Below are 24,145 nucleotides of genomic sequence, written 5' to 3'. Positions count from 1 at the left end.
AGGCGGGGCCGTGCAGTTCGCGGCGCCGGTTGAACGCGGCTGCGAAGGGGTTGGATCAGTCGTCGCCCTTGGACAGGTCGTCGTCGGCGACCACTTCGGCGGCGGCCCATTCCAGCGCCTCGCGCTCCTTGCGCTCGCGCTCGGCCTTCTCGACGGCGTCGATGTAATCGGTATCGATGCGGCGCGCGGCGATTTCGCGCAGGGCCAGCACGGTCGGCTTGTCGTTGGCTTCGCTGTTGTCCAGCTGCGGGTCAACGCCATTGGCCAACTGGCGGGCGCGCTTGGCGGCCATCATGACGAGTTCGAAGCGGTTATCGACCACTTCCAGGCAATCTTCAACGGTGATGCGGGCCATGGGGCTCCTGGCGGCCGGCGGGCCGTCCATACAGGCTTTAAGGGACCGCAGAGTGTAGTCGCGGCGCGGGTGCGAAGCAAGCCGTTCGTTGAAAATCAATCAGTTAGGCGCGCACAACTGACCGGCTGTCCACTTTTGCCTCTCCCCCTGCCTGCAGGGAGAGGCTGGGAGGGGGTCGAACCGCGTCACTCGTCGGCGAGCAGCGCCGTGATCAGGCGCGAATGGCGCGCGACCTGCTGGTCGCGGCGGACGCGGCTGGCGGTGAAGATCGCGCACATCTCGTCGACGGCGGTGTTGAAGTGCTCGTTGACGATGACGAAGTCGAATTCGCCGTAGTGCGACATCTCCTCGCGCGCCGCCGCCAGGCGTTGCGCGATCACTTCCTCGGTGTCCTGGCCACGGTTGCGCATGCGCTGGTCCAGCGCCTTGCGCGAAGGCGGCAGGATGAAGACGCTCACCGCATCGGGCACCTTGGCCCGGACCTGGCGCGCACCTTGCCAGTCGATCTCCAGCAGCACGTCCTTGCCGGCGGCCAGTTGCGGCTCCACCGACTGCCGGGCCGAGCCCTTCCAGTCGCCGTGCACCAGCGCCGACTCGAAGAAGTCGCCGGCGGCGACCATGCGTTCGAATTCTTCCTTGCTGACGAAGTGGTAATGCTCGGCGTGGCGCTCGCCCGGTCGCGGCTGGCGCGAGGTGAACGAGATCGACAGGCAGATGTTCGGGTCGCGCTCGAGCACCGCATTGACGATGCTGGATTTGCCGGCGCCCGACGGCGCCGCGACGATGAAGAGAGTTCCGCGCATCAGTGGGCCCGTGTCATTCGATGTTCTGGATCTGTTCGCGGACCTGGTCGATCAGCACCTTCAGCTCCACCGCCGCCGCCGAACTGCGCGCGTCGACCGACTTCGAACCCAGGGTGTTGGCCTCGCGGTTGAACTCCTGCAGCAGGAAGTCCAGGCGCCTGCCGACCGCTTCCTTGAGCTTGAGCACGCGGCGCGCCTCGCTGACATGCGAATCCAGCCGGTCGAGCTCTTCGTCGACATCGAGCTTCTGCAGCCACATCACCAGTTCCTGTTCGAGGCGACCGGAGTCGAGCGGCTGCGCCAGGTCGGCCATGCGCGCCTCGAGCTTGCTGCGCTGGCCGGCGCGGATCACCGGCATCAGCGTGCGCACTTCGGCCGCGATCGCGGCGATGCCGTCGACGCGTTCGACGATCACCGTCGAGAGCTTGGCGCCCTCGCGTTCGCGCGCACGGATGAACTCGTCCAGCACCTGCTCCAGCAGCTCAAGGGCCTGCGCCTGCAGCGCGGCCGGGTCGGCGGACTGGGTCTGCAGCACGCCGGGGAATTGCAGCAGCTGGGTGAAATCGGTCTGCAGGCGCGGGAACCGTGCCTCCAGGTCCAGCGCCAGCTCGCCCAGTTCGCGCAGGCGCAACGGGTTCAGCTGCAGCGCGCCATCGCCATCGGCGGTGCGCAGGCGCAGCGCCAGGTCGATCTTGCCGCGGGCGACACGGGCGGCGACGCGCTCGCGCAGTGCCGGCTCCAGCGCGCGCAGCTCGTCGGGCAAGCGCACGCCCAGCTCCAGGAAACGGTGGTTGACCGAGCGCAGCTCGCAGCCGAGCGTGCCCCACGGAGTGGCGCGTTCGCCGCTGGCGAAGGCGGTCATGCTGCGGATCATCGGCAAATCCAAGGGCTGGCAGGGTGCGAATGGTAAACTCGCGCGCCCCCAGAACGGTAATCATCGGCCATCATGACCACGACCGGCACGCCGCAAGCCCCTTCCGCCGGCCAAACCGCGCAGGCGGTGGTCCGCCCCAGCGGGCGGGCGCCCGCGCAAATGCGCGAAGTCCGCATCGAGCGCGGCTACACCCGCCACGCCGAGGGCTCCGTCCTGGTCAGCTTCGGCGAGACCCGGGTGCTGTGCACCGCCAGCGTCGACAACAAGGTCCCGGGATTCCTGCGCGGCAAGGGCGAAGGCTGGGTCACTGCCGAGTACGGCATGCTGCCGCGCGCCACGCATACGCGCAGCGACCGCGAAGCCGCACGCGGAAAACAAGGTGGCCGCACCCTCGAGATCCAGCGCCTGATCGGCCGCTCGCTGCGCGCCTGCGTCGATCGCAAGCTGTTGGGCGAACGCACCATCACCCTCGACTGCGACGTCCTGCAGGCCGATGGCGGCACCCGCACCGCCGCGATCACCGGCGCCTATGTCGCCCTGGTCGATGCTGTGCGCCTGTTGCAGTCGCGCCGCGAGATCACTCGCGATCCGGTGTTCGGCGCGGTCGCCGCGGTCTCGGTGGGCATCTACCGTGGCGTGCCGGTGCTCGACCTCGACTATGCCGAGGACAGCGACTGCGACACCGACATGAACGTGGTGATGAACGACGGCGGCGGCTTCATCGAGCTGCAGGGCACCGCCGAGGGCCATGCCTTCCGCCGCGAGGAACTGAACGCGCTGACCGCGCTGGCCGAGGCCGGCATCGCCGAACTGGTGGCCAGGCAGCGCGAGGCGCTGGCGGGCTGAGTTCGCCGCCGCCATGTAGCTGCTGCCATGAAACAGACCATCGCCAACGTCACCCTCGTCGTCCGCGACTACGACGAGGCCATCGCCTTCTATACTGGCGCGCTCGGCTTCAACCTGCTCGACGACATCGACCTGGGCGACGGCAAGCGCTGGGTGCGCGTGGCGCCGCGCGGCGCGGCCGAGACCGCGCTGCTGCTGGCGCAAGCCGTCGACGACGCCCAGCGGACGCGCATCGGCGACCAGACCGGCGGCCGTGTCGGTTTCTTCCTGCACACCGACGACTTCCACCGCGACCATGCCGCGATGCGCGCGAATGGCGTGCGGTTCCTGGAAGCGCCACGACTTGAGGCCTACGGCATCGTGGCGGTGTTCGAAGACCTGTACGGCAATCGCTGGGACCTGCTGGAACTGAAGCAATGAACCTGCCGATGAAATGGGTGATCGCCAGCAGCAACGCCGGCAAGCTGCGCGAATTCCGCGATCTGCTCGGCGGCAGCGGCATCGAGTTCGTGACCCAGGGCGAGCTCGGCGTCGGCGATGCCGACGAAACCGGCCTGACCTTCGTCGAGAACGCGCTGCTCAAGGCGCGCAAGGCTGCGCGCGAGACCGGCATGCCGGCGCTCGGCGACGATTCGGGCCTGTGCGTGGATGCCCTGGGTGGCGCTCCGGGCCTGTACTCGGCGCGCTACGCCGGCGTTCACGGCGATGCCGGCGCCAACATCGACAAGCTGCTCCACGCGATGAGGGATGTGCCCGACGCGCAGCGCGGCGCGCATTTCTACGCCGTGATCGTGCTGCTGCGCCACGCCGGGGATCCGCAGCCCTTCATCGCCGAAGGCAGCTGGTCCGGTCGCATCCTGCATGAGCGTCGGGGCGACGGCGGCTTCGGCTACGACCCGGTGTTCTTCGATCCCGACCACGGTTGCAGCGCCGCCGAGCTCGAAACCGGCCTGAAGAACCGGATCAGTCACCGCGGCCGCGCCCTCGCCGCCTTGCGGCAACTGCTGCACGTCGGAACGCACTGACCGCCGTGTCGCTGACCACGCCGCCGCTGTCGCTCTACGTCCACCTGCCATGGTGCGTGCGCAAGTGCCCCTACTGCGATTTCAATTCGCACGAGGGTCGCGGCGCGTTGCCGTTCGACAGTTATGTCGATGCGCTGCTGGCGGACCTGGACTTCGACCTGCCGCTAGCCTGGGGCCGCAACGTGCACTCGGTGTTCTTCGGTGGCGGCACGCCCAGCCTGTTCCCGCCCGAACACATCGACCGTTTCCTGCAGCAGGCCAGCAGCCGCCTGCGCTTCGTCCCGGGCTGCGAGATCACCCTGGAGACCAATCCAGGCACCGCCGAACACGGCCGCTTCGAGCTGTACCGACAAGCCGGAGTCAACCGCCTGAGCTTCGGCATCCAGAGCTTCGACGACGGCTGCCTCAAGCGCCTGGGCCGGATCCACGACAGCGGCGAGGCCGAGGCGGCGGTGAAGCTGGCCCAGGGCGCCGGCTACGACAACTTCAACCTCGACCTGATGTACGCGCTGCCCGGGCAGACGCTGGCGATGGCCGAGCATGACCTCGAACGCGCCTTCGCCCTGCAGCCCACCCACGTCAGCCACTACCAGCTGACGCTGGAACCGAACACGGTGTTTGCCGCGCGGCCGCCGCAAGGCATCCCCGACGAAGACGCCAGCTGGGACATGCAGGAGCATTGCCAGGCACTGCTGGCCGCGGCCGGGTACGCCCAGTACGAGGTCAGTGCCTACGCGCAGCCTGGCCGTCAGTGCCAGCACAACCTCAACTACTGGCAATACGGCGACTACCTCGGCATCGGCGCGGGCGCCCACGGCAAGTTGACCCTGGGTGCCGAGCAGACCGTCCTGCGGCGCTGGAAGACCAAGCACCCGACGCAGTACCTGGTGCAGGCCGGGCACGCCGGTGCGATCGGCGGCGACGACCGGGTCGAGCCGGCGCGGCGTCCGTTCGAGTACATGCTCAATGCCCTGCGCCTGGTCGAAGGCTTCAGCCTGGCCGCGTTCGAGGCGCGCACCGGCCTGACGCGCGAGGCCATCGCCCCGCAACTGACCCAGGCCATCGCACAGGGCTGGCTGGAAACCGACGGCGACCGCGTGCGTCCGACCGAACTGGGGCGTCGCTTCACCAACGACGTCGTCGAGCTGTTCCTGGTCGAGGATGCGACCGGCGAGACCGAGAACGACCCGGGAGGTCCGAACGTGTCGCAGCGCGTCATGGTTGACCGCGCAAAGTAGCGCAAGGCCCCGTAGGCGGGCTTGCGCTGGCCGCTAATGGCCGCCCTCACCGTTACAACAATTGGTCGCTCCCTGAGGACCGCTGGGGCGGGAGGCTGGCGGGGCACCGGGGTGACGATGCATGATCGTCCCGATCGCCAGGGTGACCCTAATGTCTGCAACGTTCGAACCTCTCGGTAGTTCGATTCCCAGGCCTACGCTGGCGTCAGCCGCGTTGCCAAAGCGGGTTCGACGGGTACTGGAGCATCTTTATGCGCTGGTCTCCGATGAGATGGCGCGCCAGCTCGAGCACATGCTCGGCGAATTCGAACAGCAGCTGTTCAAGCATGCCGACCAGGCGCGCACGTCGGCGCAGCAGTCGGCCCATCTTGAAACTTTGCGCACTGCACGACTCAATCGCTCCGACCTGGTTCCGCACTTCCTGGCCTTGCTGGAAGGCGCGCTGACCACCGTCCGCGATCCAACACCCACCACCGAAGCGCCAGCGGCACTGCCCACCTTCCGCGACCTGCGCCTGGTAGACGACGGCGAGGCCGACGAAGCCAACCTGCTGCGCAGCATCGCGATCCGCCACGAAGCCCGCGCCGGCCTGCCGCTGCTGCTGCTCGGGCAGCGCTTCGGCGTGCTAGGCGGCGCGCCTGCGTTCGACGCAGACCGCCTGCCGGTCGGTCCGTACCAGCTGTGCAGGATCCTGGCCGAAGCCACGCAGTCGCTGCAGATCACTCCAGAAGCGCGACTGCACCTGTACCGCGTCTTCGACCAGCACGTCATGTCGGGCTACGCGCAACTGGTCGAAACGATGAACGCGCTGCTGGCACGCGAGAACGTGCTGCCGAGCCTGTCGTTCGTGCCGGTGCGCAGCCGCGCCAAGGGCCAGCGCCAGGGGCACGGCCACGCGCAGGGACACGGCCAGGCACAGGACCAGGGCGGCGAACAGGGGCAGGGACAACGCGAGGATTCGATGGTGCCGCGCCGCGGCGCCGACGCCAGCAGTCCGCTGTTCGATCCGCAGCGCCCGCATACCGCGTGGCCGGGGCAGCCAGTGCTGAACCACGGCGACGACCACGAATCCTACGTCTCGCTGCAGAACCTGCTCAGTGGCCGCCGCGAGCTGATGGACAAGCTGCGTACCGGTGGCGACCCCGGCACGCCGCGGCCGACCTTGTCGGCCAGCGACATTTCCAGCGCGCTGGCGGGGCTGCAGTCGATCCCCGCCCATGCCACGCCGCCGCGCAACCTCAACGACGTGCGCCAGACGCTGCTGGCACAGGCGCGGCAACAGCGCGGTGAAGCGACCTCACTCACCCGCGAGGACGCCGACACCTTCGAGCTGCTCGATCAGTTCTACAACGAGATCGGCCGCGAACTGCGCAACGACGCCGCCGTCTCCTCACTGCTCAACCGCCTGCAGGTGCCGCTGCTGCGCCTGGCGCTGCAGGACCAGGCGTTCTTCGTCCGCCAGGAACATCCGGCGCGACAGCTACTCAATGCGGTCGCCGAAGCCGGCGCGCACTGGCTGCCCAAGGAAGAGGCCGACCCGGCGCTCAACGAACAGCTGCGGCGCGCAGTCGATCACGTGGTCGAGCACTACGACGGCGACGATGGCGTGTTCGAGTCGGCCAACCAGCAGTTGCAGGAGCACCTGCGGCTGATGGCGCGCAAGGCCGAAGTGGCCGAGCGTCGCCACGTCGAAGCCGCACGCGGCAAGGAAAAGCTGGTGCTGGCCAAGCACCAGGCCACCGAGGCGATCACCGAGGCGCTGCACGACCAGAAGCTGCCCAAGTTCGTCCACACCCTGCTGACCCAGGCGTGGACCGACGTGCTGACCCTCACGCTCCTTCGCCATGGCGAGGAGTCGGACGAGTGGCAGCGCCAGCTCGAAGCCACGCGCCAGATCATCGCCGCCAACACGGTCGAGAACCGCGCCCCGGCGCCGGAACCGCTCGGCGAGGATATCGAACAGGCACTGACCCAGGTCGGTTACCACGTCGATGACGCCGGTGCGATCTCGCGCCAGCTGACCACCGGCCACGCCGCCAACGACGACGCCGCCACCCGCACCGAGCTGGCGCTCAAGCTCAAGTCGCGCACGCGACTGGGCGAGGAGGATGCGCCGCGCGCAGTGGAGACTCAGCCGCGCGATCCGCACGAACAGGAATGCTGGCAACACCTGCGCACGCTACCCTTCGGCACCTGGTTCGAGTTCGACCTGGAAGCGCCGGGCGAGGTCATCCGCCGCCGGTTGTCCTGGTTCAGCCCGCTCACCGACAACGCCCTGTTCGTCAACCAGCGCGGCCAGCGCGTCGGCGAGCAGTCGCTCGACAGCCTGGCGCGGCAGATGGCCGCGGGCCGCGCGCGCATCGTCACGGTCGAGAAGAGCCGCCTGGTCGATCGCGCCTGGAGCGCCGTGGTCAGCGCACTGAGCAACCTGGTATCGGGCCCGACCGCGCAAGAGGCGCACGCATGAACGAAGAATTCCGCCGCGCCCGACGTCGCTCCATCCAGGAGCCGGTGCAGGTCGTCGACACGATGACCGACACCGTGATCGGGCAACTGAGCAACCTGTCCGAGAGCGGCATGCTGCTGATCGCCAACTCGCCACTGGTCGACGATGGCCTGTACCAGCTGCGCTTCAACCTGCGCGGCACCCCGCACCAGAGTTCACCGATCGAAGTCGGTGCGCACCTGCTGTGGCAGGACAAGACCAGCACGCCGGGCCAGACCTGGTCGGGCTTCCGCTTCATCACCATGCTCGAGAGCGAGCTGCAGCAGTTGCGCAACTGGCTGGACACGACCAACGGCCATTGATGCCGGCATCGACCCCGGCACAGGTGGGGCCGACCGTTTCCTGAACCAGCCGCGGCAACCGGCCCAACCGCCAGCAAAGGCGACCCGCGCCTGCACGTCGATGCGGCAAAATGGTCCGGTCTCCGACATCCCGCCGCCTACGCATGAGCACGCTCGCCTCGTTGTACCCCCAGCACCTCGCCGAACTGCACCGCCGCACCGAACAGGCGCTGGCACGCGGCGGCTTCGATCACCTGGTCGTGCCCAGCGGCACCTCGCACTACCAGGCGTTCGATGATCGCGACTACCCGTATGCGGTCAACCCGCAGTTCAAGGCCTGGCTGCCGCTGACGCGCGCACCCGGCAGCTGGCTGGTGGCGACGCCGGGTCACAAGCCCAAGCTGATCTTCCTGCAGCCGTTCGATTACTGGCACGTGGTGCCGTCGGCACCGGGCGGCTACTGGGCCGATCACTTCGACGTCGTCGTGATCCGCAAGCCCGACGAGGCGCTGCAGCACCTGCCGTCGAATCCCGCGCGCTGCGCGATCATCGGCGAGGCGCAGAGCGCACTGGGCGCGTTCGTGCCGAACAACCCCGCGCCGGTGGTCAACTACCTCGAGTACCACCGCGCCTACAAGACACCGTACGAGATCGCGACGATGCGCGAGGCGACCCGCCGCGGCGTGCGCGCGCACCGCGCCGCCGAGCGCGCGTTCCGTGCCGGCGCCAGCGAGTTCGGCATCCACCTGGTGTATTGCCAGGCCGCCGGCCAGGATGCCAACGACCTGCCGTACAGCAACATCATCGCCCTCAACGAACACAGCGCGGTGCTGCACTACACCGACCGCGACCTGGTGCCGCCGGCGCAGGTGCGCAGCTTCCTGATCGATGCCGGCGCCGCACACCACGGCTACGCCTGCGACATCACCCGCACCTATGCGCTCGATGCCGGCAGCGAGTTCCAGGCGATGATCGACGCCGTCGATGCCGCGCAGCTGAAGATGTGCGACCAGGTCCGCGCCGGCACCGACTACAAGCAGATCCATGTCGACGCCCACCTGGCGCTGGCCGGCATCCTCAAGGATTTCGGCGTGATCAAGGTGTCGCCGGAAGCGGCGCTGGCCACCGGCGTCAGCAGCGCGTTCTTCCCGCACGGCATCGGCCACGGCATCGGCCTGCAGGTGCACGACGTCGCCGGCTTCGCCGCCAGCGACAGTGGCGGCACGATCGCCAGGCCCGATGGCCACCCGTACCTGCGCCTGACCCGCGTGCTGGAGCCAGGCATGGTCGTGACCATCGAGCCGGGCCTCTACTTCATCGACATGCTGCTCGACGAAGTGAAGGCCAACGGCCATGCCGACAGCGTCGACTGGGCGCGCGTGGAGGCCTTCAAGCCCTTCGGCGGCATCCGCATCGAAGACGACGTCGCCTGCACCGATGCCGCACCGGCCAACCTGACCCGCGACGGCTTCGACGAGGCGGCCTGAGCGCAAGCCTCCCTCTGCCGCCGGGAGGGGGCACGCCTGGAACGGGCACGCCTGAAGGAAGTGGCCGGCCCGTTACCTGCAATTTCCCCGCTCGCCGTTAGCCTGACCATGGGCCTGCGGCGGGAGGGGAGTCATGCGGCAAACGATGGTGCTCGGGCTGGTGTTCGGACTGGTGCTGGCCACGGCGGGCGCAGTGGCGCCTGCGCGGGGGCTGGCACAGGAGACGAAGCCCGGGACGGCCCAGTCCGCAACACCTGCGCCTCCCGAAGCGCCGCCGGTCGACGTCCCCCAGGACGTGGCGATCACCGTCCAGGTGTCGGCCTCGGCCCAGGACAAGGTCGGCCGCCTGTTCGTCGAAGCGATCCGCGAACAGCTGCGCCAGTCGCTCGATCTGGCCCTGGTCGAGGACAGCAAGGACGCACGCATCCGCCTGAAGGTCGCCACTCTCGATCCCGACAACGGCATCGGTCGTCGCACGGTCTATTCGGTGGTGGTGACCGTGCGCCCGGCCGATCGCGACCTCGATGTCTACTGGAACAACTACGTCGGCCTGTGCGGCCAGGCGCGCGTGCCGGCGTGCGCGCGCAACATCGTCGACGAGGCCGGTGCGCCCACCGCGTCGTTGCGGACCATCATCGAAACGACCACCGGCCCAGCGCCCTGAGCGCTCAGCGCTGCTGCGGTGCCCTGGTCGATTGCGCGGCGCAGGTGCGAAGCCGGTACGCGACATAGCGCTCGTACAACGCGTTGTGCACGTTGTGCAGCGCCAGCTCGATACGGAACGGCGTGCGCGGGTTTCGATCGAGCAGGCGTGCGATGTGGAACCCGACCGGCTTCACGCCCTGCCGGTGCACGTAGACCTCGAAGCCGCGATAGAACGGATCGTCCAGCAGCGCGTCGATGCGCGCCAGGGTCGCCAGTGTCGCCGCCGACTGTTGTGCGCGCAGAACCGGATCCTTCTCGTACAACAGCCGCTCGAAGTACCGCCGCGGCTTGCGCGCCTGGATCGTGCGCGCGAGCGACCACATCTGTTGATTGCGTTCGTTGTAGAACTCGAAGCCCTCATGCTCGCGCAATGCCGCGGCCGCCTGCGCACTGACGTCGTAGACAACGAAATTCTCGGCCTGGTTGTTGAGGTCGTCGAGCTTGCTGCGCGCGAACACGTGGAAGATGAAACCCGGCAGCCCCATGAAGGCCTGCCGGCCCTGCCGTGATGCCGCCTCGGCCCGGCCGTCACGGGTGAACTCGCCGGCCGACGAACCCAGCAGGATGCTGCGCGTCGAGCGCAGCCGGTTGAAGGTGCCAATCACGATCTCGTCGGCGTCGAACGCGTTGTCGAATCCTTCGTTGCCGTAGAGCTCGGCCAGGGTTGCGTATTGCGCGACCTGCCGGCCCAGTCCGCATTCGCCGCGAACGTGCCCGCTGTAGAACGCCTCGATCGCGCGCGAGTTGCTGCCGCTGGGTTGATAGCCGCGGCCGAAGGTGGCGATGGGCTTCCAGCCGTCGTGTGCCGCGCCGCCCGCGCCGAAGCCGATCCAGCCGGTCTGCACCGATGTGAAGCGGAAGCCGGGGTTGGCGACCAGCCGGTCGACCGCACGCCGGGTTGCGGCTCCCAGCGCGAAGCCATAGGCGCAACTCGTGGCCGGATGGTGCAGCAGTTCGTCGCCCAGGCGTTCCATCGCCGCTGCGTCGAATCTTTCGGGCACGCGTACGACCAGATCGCCCGCGGCCGTCGCCTCGGCCAGGCTGGCCCGGTCGCAGGGCGAGCCGGCAGCGATCTCTACAGCCGCACCGGCAGACGGCACGAACCGCCAGCCCAGTTGCTCCAGCAGGCGCTGCCTGCAGTCGGCTTGGCGTGCCGGCACTGCGCCAGCGCTGGCGAGCAGGACGAGGGCGATGCCGAGCCCGACGATGGCCCTGGCCGGGCGCGGCGGACGGATCGTCGATGAAGTTTTCGCAATGGGCACCGTCGCAGCCTACGGCCGCACGGTGAAGGGATGATCAGCGCGGTCCGTTCGACTGCCTCGCCGCACTCACGCCCGCGCCATCAACGCCTCGATCTCGTCGGCGCTGCGCGCCAGCTTGTCGGTCAGGACCTCCCAGCCATCCTGCGTCACCAGCACGTCGTCTTCGGTGCGGATGCCGATGCCGCGCCACTTCGCGTCGACGCTGGTGTCATCGGGCGCCACATAGAGGCCGGGCTCGATGGTGAACACCATGCCCGGTTCAAGCAGGCGCGATTCGCCGTCGATGCGGTATTCGCCGACGTCGTGCACGTCCAGGCCGAGCCAATGGCCGGTCTTGTGGCGATAGAAGCGGCGGTAGCTGCCATCGGCCAGGTTCTTCTCGAGCCTGCCCTTGAGCAGGCCGAGCCTGAGCAGCCCTTCGGTCAACGTTTCCACTGCCGCCACGTGCCCTGCCTCGTACGGGATGCCGGCGCGCGCCTGCGCCAGCGATGCCGCCTGCGCTGCACCGACCAGGTCGTGCAGTGCGCGCTGCTCCTTGCTGAAGCGGCCGCTGACCGGGAACGTGCGGGTGATGTCGGAGGCATAGCCACGGTATTCGGCGCCGGCATCGATCAGCACCAGGTCGCCGTCCTTCAGCGCCGCGTTGTTGGCGCGGTAATGCAGCACGCAGGCGTTGCTGCCGGCGCCGACGATGCTGCTGTAGGCCGGTTCGGCGTCGTGCTGGCGGAACACGCGTTCGACTTCCGCCTGCAGCTCGTACTCGTGCATGCCGGCACGCGCGGCGCGCATCGCCGCTTCATGCGCGAGCACGCTGATGTCGGCAGCGCGCTGCATGATGCGGATCTCGTCGCGATCCTTGAACAGGCGCAGCTCGTCGAGCAGATGGCCCAGCTCGAGGAATTCGTGCGGCGGCTGCGCGCCCTGGCGCACCATCGCGCGCACGCGGTTGAGCCAGCCGATCAGCTTGAGGTCGAATTCCTGGTCGCGGCCGAAGTGGTAGTACACCCGCGAGCGACCTTCGAGCAGGCCCGGCAGGATGTCGTCGAGGTCGGTGATCGGATAGGCGTCGTCCAGGCCGAACGCCTCGACCGCACCTTCCGGGCCGAAGCGCGGGCCATCCCAGCCTTCGCGCTCGGGATCGCGCTCGCGACAGAACAGCAGCACTTCGCCGTGCTTGCGGCCGGGCACCAGCACCAGCACCGCCTCGGGCTCCGGAAAGCCGGTCAGGTAGAGCAGGTCGGAATCCTGCCGGTACGGATAGTGGGTGTCGCGGCTGCGGATGCGTTCGAGCGCGGCCGGCAGGACCAGGATGGCGTCGTCGCCGGCCATGCGCATGAGCTGCTTGCGGCGGCGGGCGTAGGCCTTGGCGGGGATGGTGATGGGCTTGGGCATGGAGTTCCGTTGACTGGGCCCTGCTCCCACCCGCGCGGGGCATTCGCCCCGGGCCGATGGACCGATCGATCAGTTCAGGCGCTGCCTGTGCTGCGCCGCCAGCACGCAGTCGCCGTGCAGCAGCAATACCGCGACGCGAACGAACTCTTCGATCTCGACCAGCGCGATCTCGTCTTCCTCGTCGCCGTCGCTTTGCGGCTGCGCGGCAGCGAGCTTGCCCAGGTCGGCCAGTGCTTCCTGGCCTTCTTCCGACAGCTTGGTCTTGCCGCCACCGGCCAGGCCGAAACCACCGAGGAAACCGCGGCACCATTCGAACAGCGCACCGCTGCGCTCGGCCAGCGAGGTGTCGGCGGCAGGCAGCAACAAGGCGAAGTCGAAGCTGCGGTCGGCGAGCTGGGCGGCGCTTGCTTTGCGCAGTTCGTCGAGCGCGCTGCCTTCGGCAGGCGCCGGCAGGGCTTCGTCGGCCAGCACCCGGGCGGGCCATTCGCGCACCGCGGCGCCGCCGCCGGCGAGCCAGCCGCAGAGGCCGCCATGGAGCTCAAAGGGCGAAGCAGCAAGGGCCAGCTGGCGGCTCTCGGCCTCGATGGCGGTCAGATCGGGCAGTTCAATTTCGGACACGGGACAAGGCTCGGGGGAGTCACGGCAGTGTAGCAACGCAGCCGCGTCTTGTTGCCGGAGCAAACGCTTGCCTACACTGCGCGCTGCAATACTCAAACCCCGGGTGTCCGTGCGTCCGCCCTCCCCAGCCTCCAGCTTCCCCATCCGGCTCGTGTGGCTAGGCCGGCTTGCCGGTCCCATGCTGGCGCTGGTGCTGACGACCGCGACCGCGCCGGTCGCGGCGGCGACCCGCGATTTCTACTTCTCGCGGCTGGGCGGCGAACGCGGCCTGACCCAGAACACCGTCACGGCGATGGTGCAGGACCCCCAGGGCTTCGTCTGGGTGGCCACCCAGGGCGGACTGCATCGTTACGACGGCCAGCGCTATCTGCCGTATCGGCACAACCCGCGCGACCCCGACAGCCTGCCCGACAGCAACATCACCTCGCTGGCGCTGGAAGGCGATCGCGCCCTGTGGGTCGGCACGTATTCGGAGTACCTGAGCCGGCTCGACCTGGGCAACGGCAAGATCCGCCGCTACGCCGCCTCGGCCCCCAGCCACCCTCATCGCCAGGTCATCGCGGTCCTGCCGTGGCGCGGCCAGCTGTGGGTCGGCACGGCTGCGGGCCTGGAGCGCCTGGACCCGGTCAGCGGCGCGCGCCGGACCGTGCTGTCGCTGCAATCGCAGCCGGCGGGCAGCCCGGCCCGGCAGACCCTGCTGGCGACCCGCGACGGCATGGCCTGGTACGGCGGCCCGCTGGGCCTGTACCGGATCGATCCGGCCGGGACGGTGCAGCGCGTCGGACCGGAAGTGGCGGTGCTGTCGCTGCAGCAGGACAAGGCCGGGCAGCTCTGGCTGGGTCGCAACGATGGCCTGTTCCGCCTGCACAGCAACGGCCGCGACCTGGTGCGTGCATGGCCGCAGGAGCCGCCGCAGGATGCCAACGCGACCGCCGTCCGCGCGATCGTGCAGGCGCCCGACCACCAGTTGTGGCTGTCGGTCTACGGCTACGGCCTGCGCCGCTTCGATCCGGCCAGCGGCAAGGACGTGCAGGTGCACGAGGAGCCGGGCATCGAGGCCAGCCTCCCCGATGACGCGGTCAACGCGATGATGGTCGACCGCGGCGGCATGCTCTGGGTCGGCGGCCAGTTCCGCGGCGTCGCGGTCGCTGATCCCCGTGGCACGCGTTTCAGCTACGTGTTCAACCTGGAGCAGCCGCGCACGCGCAGCCCGGCGGCGGCCGACAGCATCCGTTCGGTCACGCAGGGCGAGGACGGCGCGCTCTGGCTCGGCACCGACAACTCACGCCTGTTGCGCTACGAGCCCCAGGAAGATCGCTTCGACGATCTCACCGCGTTGATCTCCGACCAGGACCAGGCCAAGCCGCCGCGCGTGACCGGGTTTGCACCGGCAGATGCGGGCGACCTGTGGGTGGCCACCGATGTCGGCCTGTACCGGCTCGACCCGAAGCGGCGGCAGGCGCGCTACATGGCGATCCCCGGCCTGGAGCGGCAACCGCTGCGCTCACTGGCGGTCGCGCGCGACAACTCGTTGTGGATCGGCAGCCACGGCAACGGCGCGTACCACTACACGCCCGACAGCGGCGCGCTCACGCATTACCCGTACCGGGAAAACGACCCCGACAGCGTCAGCTACCCGGTGGTGCACGCCATTGCCGAAGACCGCCACGGCCACGTCTGGATCGGCACCGGCGACGGCCTCGACGTGCTCGATCCGGCCAATGGCCGCATGCGCCATTTCCGCCACGTCGGCCAGGATGAGTCGAGCCTGCCCGGCAACCGCGTGCGCGCCCTGCACCTGGCCCGCGATGGCACGCTCTGGGTCGGCACGCATGCCGGCCTCAGCCGCGTGGCCGAAGCCGCCAATGGCGGCATCAGCTTCGTCCAGCCGCTGACCGGCACGCTCAACAGCTCGATGGTGCCGGTGGTGTTCGCGATCGCCGAAGGGCCGGCCGGCAGGCTGTGGCTGAGCACCCAGGCCGGCATCATCAGCTTCGAGATCGCCAGCGAGCGCACGCGCAGTTACGGCCTCGCCGACGGCCTGCAGGACCTCGAGTTCCATGGTGGCTCGGCGGCGCAGCTCAGCGACGGCCGCATCGTCTTCGGCGGCGTGCGCGGCCTCAACGTGTTCGACCCCACCCGCATCGTCGACTCGCACTACACCGCACCGTTGCGCCTGCTCGGCGCGTGGGTCGGCAGCGAGGCCACCACCGAGCCGCGCGCCCTGTGGCAGCCGACCCGGCTCGACCTGCCCGATGCCGCCGGCCTGCTGCGCCTGCGCATCGGTTCGCTCGACTTCGCACCTGCGGCCGGCATCCGCTACCGCTACCGCATGGACGGTTTCGACAAGGACTGGGTCGACAACGGCGACCAGCACGACATCACCTATACGCGCCTGCCGGCGGGCAACTACCGTTTCCTCGCCCAGGCCACCAACCGCGACGGTGTCTGGAACGAGCAGACCCTTGAAATCCCGGTCCATATCGCGCCGCCGCTGTGGCGTCATCCGCTGGTCATTGCCGGCGCCGTGCTCGCCGCACTGGCGCTGGCGCTGGTACTGGCATGGCGACGCCACCGCGACCGCCGGCGCGAGCGCGGTTATTTCGCCCAGATCCGCGAACGCGACGAACGACTGAAACTGGCGTTGTGGGCCTCCGGCGAGCAGTTCTGGGATTACGACCTCGACAGCCGCGTGCTGCGCCGCACCCGCGCCGACGACCAGGCCGGACTGACGCCGGAACTGGGCGTGCAGACCCTGGTCGACGCCAACCTGCAGATCCATCCGGAAGACCAGCCGCACGCCGTCGAACAACTCAAGCGCCACCTGCGCGGCGATGCCGCCCTTTTCCTGTCCGAGCATCGCGTGCGCGAGGACAACAAATGGGTATGGATGCGCGCCCGCGGCCGCGTCGTCGAGCGTGGCGCCAACGGTCGCGCCCTGCGCGTGGCCGGCACTGCCCGCGACATCACCGCCAACCGCAGCGCCGAGCGCGATCGCCTCATCGCCGGGCAGGTGCTCAACAGCATGATCGAGGCGGTCGCGGTGTTCGATCGCGAGTTCCAGTTCGTCTCGGTCAACCCCGCCTTCACCCGCATGACCGGCTATGCCGACTCGGAAGTGATCGGGCGCCCGACCCGCCTGCTCGACAGCGACCAGCACGATCCGGCGTTCTACCAGCACGTGCGCAGCGAACTGCGCCGCAATGGTCGCTGGTCCGGCGAGATCTGGCAGCAACGCAAGAACGGCGACGAGTTCCTGTGCTGGTTCCAGGGCAGTGAAGTGCTCGACTCCAGCGGCCAGCACGGCCACTACGTTGCCGTGCTGGGCGACATCACCGACCAGAAGCGCGCCGAGCAGGAACTGCGCTACCTGGCCAACTACGACACGCTGACCAGCCTGCCCAACCGCGCGCTGTTGTCGGAGCGGCTGTCGCGGGCGATCGTGCGTGCGCGCCGCCACGGCAGCCGCATCGCGATGCTGTTCCTCGACCTGGACCGCTTCAAGGACATCAACGATTCGCTGGGCCATGCCGCCGGCGATCGCATCCTGCGCGCCGCCGCGATCCGCCTGCAGCAGGCGGTCGGACCGCAGCACACCGTTGCCCGCCTTGGCGGCGACGAGTTCACTGTGCTGCTGGAGAACCTCGAGCACGTCGAGCAGGCCGAGCAGGTCGCGCGCGACGTGCTGGTCGCCTTCGAGACGCCGCTGGACATCGACCAGCGCCACGACGTGGTCATCTCGCCGTCGATCGGCATCAGCCTGTACCCCGACCATGCACTGGTGCCGACCGACCTGCTCAAGCACGCCGACACCGCGATGTACCAGGCCAAGGCCGCAGGTCGCCGCACCTTCATGCGCTACACCGAGGCGATGGACGTGGAAATCCGCGGCCGCGCCACGATTTCGGCAGCGCTGCGCGGCGTGCTCGACCGTAACGAGCTGCGCCTGGTGTTCCAGCCCAAGCTGTCGCTGGACCAGTCGCGCATCACCGGCGTGGAGGCGCTGCTGCGCTGGCGCAGCTTCGAACTGGGCGACATCTCGCCGGCGCAGTTCATCCCGCTCGCCGAAGAAAGCGGCCTGATCCTCGACATCGGCGAATGGGCGCTGCGCGAGGCCTGTGGCGTGCTCAAGCGCTGGCGCCACAACGGCCTGGACCAGCTGAGCATGGCGGTCAACGTGTCGTCGCTGCAGCTGTTGCGCGGCAACCTGCCCAAGCAGGTCGCACGCGCGCTGGTCGAAAGCGGCGTGCCACCGGAAATGCTGCAACTGGAGCTGACCGAAAGCGTGATCATGGCCAACGCCGGGCAGACCTCGGCGACGCTCGATGCACTGCGCGCGCTCGGCGTCGGCCTTGCGATCGACGACTTCGGCACCGGCTATTCGTCGCTGGCCTACCTCAAACGCCTGCCGATCAACACGCTCAAGATCGACAAGGAATTCATTGGCGACCTCACCCGCGACGCCGACGACGAGGCGATCACCACCACGGTCATCGCCATGGCGCATTCGCTCGGCCTGACCGTGATCGCGGAAGGCGTGGAGACCGAAGCGCAGATGCAGTTCCTGCGTGGTCGCGGTTGCGACGAGATCCAGGGCTATTGGCTGGCGCGTCCGCTCGAAGCGGCCGACTGCCTGGCCTTCATCCGCGCCTGGACACCGCAGTCGGTACCGAGCGGCGATGGCGCCGGCGGCACCGTGGGCACCGTCAGTTCGCCGGGCTGACCGCGGCGGACACGGCGGACATGGCGGACACGGGGGCCGCACCGGGCCGGAGTGAGCACTCCGGATGAACCCGGGCCGCGGCCGCCCTTGACCGGTCCCCCGGCCCTGCTATCGTGCGCGGCATGGACCAAGCCGAACTTCTCGCCCAACTCAAGTCGCTGGCCGACCGGGTCGAGCAGCTTGCCGAGCGCTCGCGCCGGCTGGGCGAGGAGAACCGCAGCCTGCGCCAGCAACAGGAACAGCTGGCCGGGGAACGCTCGGCATTGCTGGCAAAGAACGAACAGGCGCGCGCCCGCGTAGAGGCGATGATCGCGCGATTGAAGTCACTGGAGCAGCACACGTGAGTGGTGATCTGATGCGCATCGGGGCGGGCACCGGATCGACGGCATCTGCATCGCAGGGCCCGGCCCGATGAGCAGCGCCAGCGAACCGGTCAGCATCCGGCTGCTCGATCGCGAGTACACCGTGGGTTGCGAGCCCGACGAGCGCGACAGCCTGCTGTCGGCGGCGAAGTTGCTCGACACCAAGATGCGCGAGATCCGCGGCAACAACCGCATGGCCGCGCTCGACCGCGTCGCAGTGCTGGCCGCGCTCAATCTCGCCCACGACCTGCAACAGCTGCGCACCGAACATGCCAGCCGCGACCGCGAGTTCTCGCGCACGCTGACCGATCTGCATCGTCGCCTCGACGACCTGTTCGACCTGCCCGCCCGCTGAATCCAGCGTCGCGCGCCAGGCATCCGGCACACGGCTGCACTGAACCGTTCCACGTCCATACCGACGAGCGGGCACTTACTTCACAGGCTGCGCGCTATACTTCGTTCTGTCCTCTGCTGTGCGCGACAGCGTGCGCAAACATTCGCCTTGTCCCTTATTGACGACACCGGGGGCGCGACGGAGGCCCGGAGTGCAGGTCCGCCTCGTAGCGGGAAGCCCGAAGGCAGCCAAGCGTTCCCACTTGAACCCCGGGTTCAAGGTCGTTTCGCAGGCATCGCCATCGGCGGAGGACTACTCATTCAGCGGCGTCGATCCTGGCATCGGCCCGCGCGGTACCCCAGGACCGGGCGCGACTTCGCGCCCGATCTTTTTTCACAGCAAAGGACGAGCGCCGCATGACGGCTGACCGCGCGGCGCTGCGCCGCGAACTCCGCGATCGCCGCCGCGCCCTGGGCGCCGCAGACCGCATCGCCGCCGCCGAGCGGCTGGCCGCGCAGCTGCTGGCGCTGCCGTTCGCGCCGGAATCGGGCTACGTCAGCGGTTACTGGGCCACCGACGGCGAAATCGCCCTGCATGTCTGGCAATTGCGGCTGCCGCGCGAATGCGTGTACTGCCTGCCGGTGCTGCACGAGGACGGTCGCCTGCGCTTCGCCCCCTGGCGTCCGGGCGACCCGCTGGTCAGCAATCGTCACGGCATCCCGGAACCCGACGTCGCGCCGACCTCGCTGCTCGAGCCCGAGCAGATGAGCCTGGTGGTGGCGCCCCTGGTGGGCTTCGACGAGCGTGGCCACCGGCTCGGCATGGGGGGCGGCTGGTACGATCGCAGCTTCGCATTCCGCCACCAGCAGCCGGCTCCGCCCTGGCTGGTGGGAGCGGCTTTCGACAGCCAGCGCGTCGACACGCTCGACCGCGCCGACTGGGATGTCGCCCTCGACGCGGTCTGCACCGGGACGACGACGATCAATTGCAGCAGCAGGGCCACCGCATGACCGCACGCCGCCGCTACTGGCTGATGAAGTCCGAACCGGATGCTTTCTCGATCGACGATCTCAAGCGCGTCGGCACCGAACCCTGGAACGGCGTTCGCAACTACCAGGCGCGCAACTTCATGCGCGACGGCATGCAGATCGGTGACGGCGTGTTGTTCTACCACTCCAATACCGAGGTTCCCGGGATCGTCGGCACCGCCACCGTGGCGAGCAAGGCCTATCCCGACGAAACCCAGTTCGATCCGAAGTCCGATTACCACGATCCCAAGAGCACGCGCGAGGAACCGCGCTGGTTCCTGGTCGATGTCGCCTTCGATCGCAAGTTGAAGCGGACCATCTCCCTGGACGAGATCAAGCAGCACGCCGCCAAACTCGGCGAGGACTTCGCGCTGATCCGCAAGGGCAACCGGCTGTCGGTGTTCCCGGTCCAGGCGGCGCAGTGGAAGTACCTGCTGTCGCTGGAGTGAACCCGTTGTCGCTCGCTGCAAAGAATTCCTGCCCCCACGAGTTGAAACCATGAGCGAAGCCAAGCGCCTGGCCGGCGAAAAAGCCATCGAGTACGTCGAGGACGGCATGATCGTCGGCGTCGGCACCGGATCCACGGTGGCCTACTTCATCGACGCCCTGGCGCGCATCCAGGATCGCATCAAGGGTGCGGTTTCCAGCTCGGAACAGAGCACGCAGCGCCTGCGCGCACACGGCATCGAAGTGCTCGACCTCAATTCCACCGGCACGCTGTCGCTCTACGTCGACGGCGCCGACGAGTGCGATCCGCACAAGCGCCTGATCAAGGGCGGCGGCGCCGCGCTGACGCGCGAGAAGATCATCGCCGAGGCCAGCCAGAAGTTCGTCTGCATCGTCGATCCGAGCAAGCGCGTCGACGTTCTCGGCAGGTTCCCGTTGCCGGTCGAAGTGATTCCGATGGCGCGCAGCCTGGTCGCCCGCGAGATCCTGGCGATGACCCGCGGCCAGCCGGTGTGGCGTCAGGATGCCGCCGGCAACGGCGTGGTCACCGACAACGGCAACGTCATCCTCGACATCCACGGCCTGGCGATCGTTGATCCGGTGGCGCTGGAGCAGGCGATCAACCAGATCCCGGGCGTGGTCAGCGTTGGCCTGTTCGCCCGCCGCCCCGCCGACGTCGTGATCATCGGCGGCGAACCGCCGACGCTGCTTTGATCTGACCTGCAGGCATGGCGTCCGGGCTGAAGCACCCGGACGCTGCAAGGTCTGTTCGCCGATCAGTCCAGCGCGGAGGCCGGACCGAAGAACTCGTAGTGGCACTGCGGCTCGGGAACGCCCATCGATCGCAGATGCCGCTTGACCGCGCGCATGAAGGGTTTCGGTCCGAGGAAGTACACATCCACATCGCGCGTCTGCGGCATCCACTGCTCAAGCAATGAGCGGTCGATGTAACCGACGGCATCGGCCATTTCGGCATTGGCCTCGTCCTCATAGCAGTAGAAGCGCTGGAGGTGCGGATGCTCGCGTGCCGCCGTGTCGATCCACTCGCGGAATGCATGCACGCCGGCATTTCGCGCGGCATGGATGAAATGGATCGGGCGTCCGCTCGGCAGCGCCGATTGCAGCATGGCCAGCGTCGGCGTGATGCCGACGCCGCCACTGATCAACACCAGCGGCCGTTCGGCAGGCTTGAGCGCGAAATGCCCGGAAGGCGGGAACAGCTCGACCTCGTCGCCCACCTGCACATGCGCGTGCAGATGACCTGAAACCGCACCGCCCGCGACGCGCTTCACGCTGATCCGATAGTGATTGTCGTTGGCTGCCGCGGACAACGAATAGTTGCGGCGCTGATCGACACCATCCACCTCCAGGCGCAGACCGATGAACTGCCCCGATGCGTGCGCCATGATGGGTGCGCCATCGCTCGGCGCAAAGTAGAACGAAGTGATCTCGTCGCTTTCGATGACCTTGTCGATCACGGTGAACCTGCGTGCGCCGCGCCAGCCACCCGGCCGATCCGCAGCCACCTGATACAGGTTGGCCTCGGTATCCATCAGGATCCCGGCCAGTTGCTGGTACGCCGCCGCCCAGGCTTCGATCACCGCATCGGTGGCGATGTCCGGCCCGAGCACCTCGCCAATCGCGCGCAGCAGGCAGGCGCCGACGATCGGATAGTGCTCCGGCTGGATCTGCAGGGAGACGTGCTTGTTGCAGATCAGCGTAACGAGCTCGGCGAGCTGATCGAGCTGGTCGATGCGGCGGGCATACATCAGCACGCCGTTGGCCAACGCCCGCGGCTGCTCGCCGCTGTGCTGGTTGGCCTGGTTGAAGTAGGGACGCAACTGTGGGTTCTCACCCAGCAGGATCGCGTAGAAGTGCCGGGTCAGCGCCTCGCCACCGCTCTCCAGCAGCGGGACCGTGGACTTGATGATCTGGCGATGTTCGGTGGTCAGCATGCAGCCGTCTCTCGTTGTGGGTTACTCCCTGTCTACTCAAGTCCCGTGCCAGGTAATTGAGCCAACTAGATCAACAAGATGGTTCGGTCGGTGGTCCAATCGACCACGGCCGCCGGCGGTAGAATCGACTCCGATGAGTGTCGATCTGACTGCACCGGACCTGCTCGAGACCGTTCTTCCCGTGGTCGACGACCTCTCGCGCGACCTGCCCGAGCACGAGCGCTACGGACGGCTGCTGGCTGCAGTGCGGACCCTGTTTGGCAGCGACGCCAGTGCGCTGCTGAAGCTCGAAGGCGACACCCTCGTCCCGATGGCCGTGGATGGACTCAGCGAAGACACGTTGGGCCGCCGGTTCCTGGTTTCCGAACATCCGCGCCTGGCCGCACTGCTGGCCAGCAACGCCCCAACGCGCTTTCCTGCCGACAGCCATCTGCCTGATCCTTATGACGGACTCGTGCTCGGCCACGACAGCCGCCTGCATGTGCACGACTGCATGGGATGCACGCTGACCGTGGCAGCCAGGCCCTGGGGATTGCTCACCATCGACGCGCTCGATCCGGGTCGCTTCAACGATTCCGATGTGCAGCTGTTGCGGACGTTCTCCAGCCTGGCCGCTGCTGCGGTGAGCGCGGCCGAACGCATTCGCCAACTGGCCCAGGATGCCGAGCACGCGCGGTCGCGCGCGGAAAGTTACCGTGTCGCTGCGGACGGCGCAGCCGCCCGGCCGTTGTTGGGACGAAGCCCTGCTTTCAAGCGCCTGCAGTCGGAACTGCAGGCGGTCGGCAACAGCGAACTGACGGTCCTGCTCAAGGGCGAAACCGGCGTGGGCAAGGAACTGGTCGCCAAGGCGCTGCACGCGGCGTCACCGCGCGCCGGCAAGCCGATGATCTCGATCAACTGCGCGGCGTTGCCGGAGTCGCTGGTCGAGAGCGAACTGTTCGGTCATGTCCGCGGCGCATTCTCCGGCGCGACAAGCGATCGTCGCGGCAAGTTCGAGCTGGCCGACCAGGGAACCCTGTTTCTCGACGAAGTCGGCGAACTGCCGTTGCCGGTCCAGGCCAAGCTGCTGCGGGTGATGCAGAGCGGCCAGCTCCAGCGCGTGGGCTCGGATCGCGAACACCGCGTCGACGTTCGCATCATCGCTGCCAGCAACCGCGATCTGGCCCAGGAGGTACGCAACGGCCGCGTTCGTGCCGATTTCTACCATCGCCTCAGCGTGTACCCGCTGCAGGTGCCCCCGCTTCGTGAGCGCGGCAACGACATCCTGCTGATCAGCGGGTATTTCCTCGAAGAGAATCGCCGCCGTCTCGGCCTGGGCGGCCTGCGCCTGACCGCCCACGCGCAGGCCGCGCTGCTGGCGTATGCGTGGCCAGGCAACGTGCGCGAACTGGAGCATCTGATCGCGCGCAGTTCGCTCCGCGCCCTGAGCGCCCGCGCCACCAGGCCGCGCATCCTGAGCCTCGAGGCCGGCGATCTCGATCTTCCAGGCGCGCGGCCGGCGGCAGAACCCGAGCCGGAATCGACAGAACATCCGCCAGGCGAAAGCCTACGGGACAGCCTGGCAACGCTAGAGAGGCGCCTCATCCAGCAAGCGCTCGATCGCCATGGCAACAACTGGGCCGCGGCGGCGCGATCGCTGGGGGTGGATCGCGCGAATCTGGCGCGGTCGGCCCGCCGTCTCGGGCTGAAAGCCGCGTCCGGATAATCCCGCAAGTTAATGGCGGCATTAACTTTGCGCGGGCATCAACTTTCCGTGCGCACAAAGAAAAACCCCCAACCTTTCGGCTGGGGGTTTTAGGGTAAAGCCCCTGGCGATGACCTACTCTTGCATGGCTTAGGCCACACTACCATCGGCGCATGTGCGTTTCACTTCCGAGTTCGGAAAGGGATCGGGTGGGACCACA

Annotated in this window: 21 protein-coding genes, 1 rRNA gene, 1 other RNA gene and 1 pseudogene; 16 read left to right on the top strand and 8 right to left on the bottom strand. The window is 68.2% G+C overall.

Annotated features, from left to right (window positions below; genetic code table 11):
* Window positions 1-55 precede the first annotated feature (55 nt).
* From rpoZ to AC1DER_RS12120, 3 genes are all read right to left on the bottom strand, one after another.
* Window positions 56-355 (bottom strand): DNA-directed RNA polymerase subunit omega, encoded by a 300-nt coding sequence (rpoZ, locus tag AC1DER_RS12130; RefSeq protein ID WP_158734183.1) that lies wholly within the window; start codon window positions 353-355, stop codon window positions 56-58.
* Between the two features lie 185 nt (window positions 356-540).
* Window positions 541-1,158 carry a guanylate kinase gene (gene gmk / locus AC1DER_RS12125; RefSeq protein ID WP_441817041.1) on the bottom strand — a complete coding sequence of 206 codons (618 nt, stop codon included), beginning with the start codon at window positions 1,156-1,158 and terminating at the stop codon, window positions 541-543.
* Window positions 1,159-1,171: 13 nt separating this feature from the next.
* Window positions 1,172-2,032: a YicC/YloC family endoribonuclease gene (locus AC1DER_RS12120; RefSeq protein ID WP_441817040.1), complete on the bottom strand. Its 861-nt coding sequence runs from the start codon at window positions 2,030-2,032 to the stop codon at window positions 1,172-1,174.
* A gap of 72 nt (window positions 2,033-2,104) precedes the next feature.
* Between AC1DER_RS12120 and rph the strand changes: the two genes are divergently transcribed.
* The 8 genes and pseudogenes from rph (at window position 2,105) to AC1DER_RS12080 (ending at window position 10,079) form a co-directional block, all read left to right on the top strand.
* On the top strand, window positions 2,105-2,878 hold the full coding sequence (rph, locus tag AC1DER_RS12115) for a ribonuclease PH (RefSeq protein WP_441817039.1): 774 nt from the start codon (window positions 2,105-2,107) through the stop codon (window positions 2,876-2,878).
* A 27-nt stretch (window positions 2,879-2,905) separates the two neighbouring features.
* A complete protein-coding gene (locus tag AC1DER_RS12110; RefSeq protein ID WP_477247294.1) occupies window positions 2,906-3,298 on the top strand; it encodes a VOC family protein in 393 nt (130 codons plus the stop codon).
* An 8-nt stretch (window positions 3,299-3,306) separates the two neighbouring features.
* The gene (rdgB, locus tag AC1DER_RS12105; protein WP_477247307.1) at window positions 3,307-3,903 is read left to right on the top strand and encodes an RdgB/HAM1 family non-canonical purine NTP pyrophosphatase; all 597 of its coding nucleotides are present in this window, start codon (window positions 3,307-3,309) and stop codon (window positions 3,901-3,903) included.
* Between the two features lie 5 nt (window positions 3,904-3,908).
* Window positions 3,909-5,057 (top strand): annotated as a pseudogene (hemW, locus tag AC1DER_RS12100) (radical SAM family heme chaperone HemW); the annotation flags it as partial.
* A 205-nt stretch (window positions 5,058-5,262) separates the two neighbouring features.
* On the top strand, window positions 5,263-7,608 hold the full coding sequence (locus AC1DER_RS12095; protein WP_477358000.1) for a DUF1631 domain-containing protein: 2,346 nt from the start codon (window positions 5,263-5,265) through the stop codon (window positions 7,606-7,608).
* The gene (locus AC1DER_RS12090) at window positions 7,605-7,949 is read left to right on the top strand and encodes a PilZ domain-containing protein (RefSeq protein WP_441817036.1); all 345 of its coding nucleotides are present in this window, start codon (window positions 7,605-7,607) and stop codon (window positions 7,947-7,949) included. The genes AC1DER_RS12095 and AC1DER_RS12090 overlap by 4 nt, the downstream gene beginning before the upstream one ends.
* A 143-nt stretch (window positions 7,950-8,092) precedes the next feature.
* Window positions 8,093-9,415 carry a Xaa-Pro dipeptidase gene (gene pepQ / locus AC1DER_RS12085; RefSeq protein ID WP_477247299.1) on the top strand — a complete coding sequence of 441 codons (1,323 nt, stop codon included), beginning with the start codon at window positions 8,093-8,095 and terminating at the stop codon, window positions 9,413-9,415.
* Between the two features lie 133 nt (window positions 9,416-9,548).
* On the top strand, window positions 9,549-10,079 hold the full coding sequence (locus AC1DER_RS12080; RefSeq protein ID WP_477247301.1) for a hypothetical protein: 531 nt from the start codon (window positions 9,549-9,551) through the stop codon (window positions 10,077-10,079).
* 4 nt (window positions 10,080-10,083) lie between these two features.
* On the opposite strand, the gene AC1DER_RS12075 is transcribed toward AC1DER_RS12080, so the two are convergent.
* The 3 genes from AC1DER_RS12075 to AC1DER_RS12065 all read right to left on the bottom strand — a co-directional run bounded on the left by AC1DER_RS12075 (window position 10,084) and on the right by AC1DER_RS12065 (window position 13,383).
* Window positions 10,084-11,313, bottom strand: coding sequence for a hypothetical protein (locus tag AC1DER_RS12075; protein WP_477247309.1), 1,230 nt, complete (start codon window positions 11,311-11,313; stop codon window positions 10,084-10,086).
* 135 nt (window positions 11,314-11,448) lie between these two features.
* Window positions 11,449-12,774 (bottom strand): aminopeptidase P N-terminal domain-containing protein, encoded by a 1,326-nt coding sequence (locus AC1DER_RS12070; protein WP_477247303.1) that lies wholly within the window; start codon window positions 12,772-12,774, stop codon window positions 11,449-11,451.
* A gap of 69 nt (window positions 12,775-12,843) precedes the next feature.
* Window positions 12,844-13,383 (bottom strand): UPF0149 family protein, encoded by a 540-nt coding sequence (locus AC1DER_RS12065; protein ID WP_477247311.1) that lies wholly within the window; start codon window positions 13,381-13,383, stop codon window positions 12,844-12,846.
* 199 nt (window positions 13,384-13,582) lie between these two features.
* Here AC1DER_RS12065 and AC1DER_RS12060 point away from each other — a divergent pair, with 199 nt between their 5' ends.
* The 7 genes from AC1DER_RS12060 to rpiA all read left to right on the top strand — a co-directional run bounded on the left by AC1DER_RS12060 (window position 13,583) and on the right by rpiA (window position 21,000).
* A complete protein-coding gene (locus tag AC1DER_RS12060) occupies window positions 13,583-18,115 on the top strand; it encodes an EAL domain-containing protein (RefSeq protein WP_477247305.1) in 4,533 nt (1,510 codons plus the stop codon).
* 122 nt (window positions 18,116-18,237) lie between these two features.
* Window positions 18,238-18,459: a TIGR02449 family protein gene (locus AC1DER_RS12055; protein WP_441817030.1), complete on the top strand. Its 222-nt coding sequence runs from the start codon at window positions 18,238-18,240 to the stop codon at window positions 18,457-18,459.
* A gap of 67 nt (window positions 18,460-18,526) precedes the next feature.
* Window positions 18,527-18,832 (top strand): cell division protein ZapA, encoded by a 306-nt coding sequence (locus tag AC1DER_RS12050; RefSeq protein ID WP_441817029.1) that lies wholly within the window; start codon window positions 18,527-18,529, stop codon window positions 18,830-18,832.
* A 107-nt stretch (window positions 18,833-18,939) separates the two neighbouring features.
* Window positions 18,940-19,126: non-coding RNA, 6S RNA (gene ssrS / locus AC1DER_RS12045), on the top strand.
* A 101-nt stretch (window positions 19,127-19,227) separates the two neighbouring features.
* On the top strand, window positions 19,228-19,821 hold the full coding sequence (locus tag AC1DER_RS12040; RefSeq protein ID WP_441817028.1) for a 5-formyltetrahydrofolate cyclo-ligase: 594 nt from the start codon (window positions 19,228-19,230) through the stop codon (window positions 19,819-19,821).
* The gene (locus tag AC1DER_RS12035; protein WP_441817027.1) at window positions 19,818-20,288 is read left to right on the top strand and encodes an EVE domain-containing protein; all 471 of its coding nucleotides are present in this window, start codon (window positions 19,818-19,820) and stop codon (window positions 20,286-20,288) included. Before AC1DER_RS12040 ends, AC1DER_RS12035 begins: the two co-directional genes overlap by 4 nt.
* Window positions 20,289-20,337: 49 nt before the next feature.
* A complete protein-coding gene (gene rpiA / locus AC1DER_RS12030; protein ID WP_477247545.1) occupies window positions 20,338-21,000 on the top strand; it encodes a ribose-5-phosphate isomerase RpiA in 663 nt (220 codons plus the stop codon).
* 62 nt (window positions 21,001-21,062) lie between these two features.
* Here rpiA and hmpA read toward each other — a convergent pair whose 3' ends face one another.
* Entirely contained in the window at window positions 21,063-22,241 is a 1,179-nt protein-coding gene (gene hmpA, locus AC1DER_RS12025; RefSeq protein WP_477247547.1) for an NO-inducible flavohemoprotein, read from the bottom strand.
* On the opposite strand from hmpA, the gene norR reads away from it, so the two are divergent.
* Window positions 22,240-23,946 carry a nitric oxide reductase transcriptional regulator NorR gene (norR, locus tag AC1DER_RS12020; protein ID WP_477358045.1) on the top strand — a complete coding sequence of 569 codons (1,707 nt, stop codon included), beginning with the start codon at window positions 22,240-22,242 and terminating at the stop codon, window positions 23,944-23,946. The genes hmpA and norR overlap by 2 nt on opposite strands.
* Before the next feature lie 101 nt (window positions 23,947-24,047).
* Here norR and rrf read toward each other — a convergent pair.
* Window positions 24,048-24,145: ribosomal RNA gene (gene rrf, locus AC1DER_RS12015) — 5S ribosomal RNA — on the bottom strand; the annotation flags it as partial.

This window comes from Lysobacter sp. 05T417 (assembly GCF_056396405.1).
Note: the sequence above shows the minus strand (reverse complement) of the source record. Positions and strands in the feature narration are given on the sequence as shown.